The 2,698-nt window shown below is 41.3% G+C and carries 2 protein-coding genes; both read right to left on the bottom strand.

Annotation, left to right across the window (positions count from 1 at the left end; translation table 11 throughout):
- Positions 1-163: 163 nt before the first annotated feature.
- Positions 164-1,780: a flagellin N-terminal helical domain-containing protein gene (locus tag KW93_RS17950; RefSeq protein ID WP_033543955.1), complete on the bottom strand. Its 1,617-nt coding sequence runs from the start codon at positions 1,778-1,780 to the stop codon at positions 164-166.
- 340 nt (positions 1,781-2,120) lie between these two features.
- A complete protein-coding gene (locus tag KW93_RS17035) occupies positions 2,121-2,606 on the bottom strand; it encodes a type III toxin-antitoxin system ToxN/AbiQ family toxin (RefSeq protein WP_052131661.1) in 486 nt (161 codons plus the stop codon).
- Positions 2,607-2,698 lie beyond the last annotated feature (92 nt).

Below are 2,698 nucleotides of genomic sequence, written 5' to 3' on the forward strand. Positions count from 1 at the left end.
ACAGGAGCTTGGCTGCTGATTGCCCAATCTTTTATTTTTTCGAACCGTCACGTCTGCCGTTTCCAACTGCGTTGTGGCAATAAAAGCTATAAGGGGTTTCCAGCAATTCACCCGATCGTAATCGCTAACCGTTACCAGTTAGGACGACTGTACCTCTGCTCGCTTACGCGGCTTCGGCATAATCAACGTCGCGGATGCGTGATTCCGCTGCTGTTAAGTTTTCAGAAGATGTTGCTAAGTTATTGATTGTATGATCTAAACGGTTTTGCATAGCACCTAGCTTGCCGCGCTCAGATGATACAAGAGCAATAGCTTTATCGATAACTTCAATTGATTTAGAAGCATCTTCTTTATTTGAGATATTTAAAGCCGCCTCCGCTTTAATATCATTTGTACCGTTAGTCACTGATGTAGAAGCTGTAAATCCAGATTGTCCTGCATTTCCTGTAATACCTAATGCAGCTGAACGCATATCACTGATATTCAAAGACATTGATTGGCCAGTATTAGCACCAATTTGGAACTTTGTATTGAATCCAGAACCTTGTGCTCCTGGTCCTGTTACTTGCTGGATGTTGCCAATAGTCTCTGTACCATCTACTCCAATAGCTGCAAGCGGAGCGTTTGTTCCTTCCGTAAAGGAGATGTCTTTACCAGATTCGGAAACAAATTGAACTTTGTTATCTGCAGATAATGAAGCAGTAACTTTGTCTGACATACCAGCTTCTTGTAAAGCAGCGTTTAAATCTTTAACTAAATCATTCATAGCTGCTTTCGCTACATTTTTATCTGTATTGTCAGTATCGTAGGTTTTACCTTCTTTTAATGTTACTTCAACTGCACTTTCATTTCCTACAGTTAATTTAAAAGTTGAATTCGCAACAATAGTATTATCTGCTGCACCTGCACCTAATGCATCGGTCGCTTGAATACCTGCTCTTTCAATTGTAGAAGGTTTTCCTGTAGCACTTGTTGGATTAGCAAATCCTAGACCAGTCGCCGTTCCCGAAATTTTCACTTCACTAGTAGAGCCAGAAGATTTAGCTGTGAATATAAGTTCATTATCTGCACTAACTTTAATATCAACCAATTCTGATAACTTAACCCCGCCTGAAGTAATTTCATTTAACTTTGTCGCTAATTCTTTAGCGTTGTCAGTAGCCGTAGACGAATCAGTACCAATTGTATGGTCACCTACATCAAAAGTTTTTCCATCTACCGTTATTTTAGCTCCATCAGCAATAGTTAATGCTGCAGCTGGTGTAATATCTCCTGCACCTGCTGGTGTAGCAGCGGCAATTGCAACTCCTGTTACAGTTGCTTGTGTAGCTTTTGTTAATTTTTCGCCATCATTTGAACCAATTCCGCCGTTTAATACTTTCTGAGTGTTAAACTCAGTTGTATTACCAATACGGTTAATTTCAGTCGTTAAATTATTTAACTCATCTTGCATAGCTGCACGATCGGCATCTGTTGCAGTTCCGTTAGCTGCTTGGTTAGAAAGTTCACGCATACGCTGCAGAATATCGTGAGTTTCATTTAATGCACCTTCAGCAGTTTGCATCATAGAAATCCCATCTTGAGCATTTCGAGAAGCTTGTTCTAAACCGCGAATCTGCCCACGCATTTTCTCAGAAATCGAAAGACCAGCTGCATCATCTTTCGCGCTGTTGATGCGAAGACCCGATGATAACTTTTCCATGCTGTTCGCTTGAGCGCTAGAAGCAGAGCCCAATTGACGGTGCGTGTTTAAAGCTGTGATGTTGTGATTGATAATCATTGTGTATTACCTCCGTGTAATGTTTTTTTGTTTTTGCAAGGGTGTTCAAATCCGTTTGAACTTCCTTACACTATCTTTATCGGAGGGCTTCAGAAAATGTTTAGCGTTTATTGAAATAATTTCTAAAAACTTTTCAGCTGAATCTTTTCTTCCAAGAAACCGTATAGAATAGAAAGACTTAAGGTTTATAGAACTATATGGATTTATTTTTCATTTCTGTAAGATTCTCTCGCATTGCTTGGGCGAGGTCTTTTTGGGCATAAAAAAAAAGACCGGCCAGAGATACCTGGTCGGTCTTGCTTGTTATTAACGGTAACGGCGCTCACTGCCTGTGATTGAATCAGGATTTATTGTAATTCAGGTATCCCTGTTCCAACGCTGCAAAATCCAGGCACTGATCGACGAAGAAAGATTGCTTTTTCTTCACAACCCGTTCATAGAGGCGGGCCGCTTGCTTCGTAATCTGCTCTTGATGGGACAGGATGTATTCATATTCCTTCTGCAGCAGCTGGGCATAATCCGGCCGTTCATTACTGAAGATCATCTCTTCGATTTCGGTCGGCAACGCCGGTACCATGTTGTTTAGTTTGATGATGGCCAGCTTATTCGTTTCATCCGTCCGGTCTTTCACACGGAAGAAGGTATCGTTCTTTTTTCTTCGGTCATGTGCCGGTTTATGGGAAGAAAGCGGCGCGAAATAATTATGTAGGCCGATGGTCAGGACGATGCCGATATACGCCTTTTTCTCCCCATAATTATCTTCCACATTGCTGTCAATGCCTTTTAAGTATGTAATGTAGTCGTCTTTCAGTCTATAGAACTTCATCGATTCCCCCTAAACAAAAAAGGTGACACAATGTGTCACCTCTGTTGCCCGCTTATTATGGTCGCGAGATACCAATTTACAGTTCGCCCTTA

The organism is Planococcus sp. CAU13, from assembly GCF_000775575.1.
In the GTDB taxonomy this organism is placed as follows: domain Bacteria; phylum Bacillota; class Bacilli; order Bacillales_A; family Planococcaceae; genus Planococcus.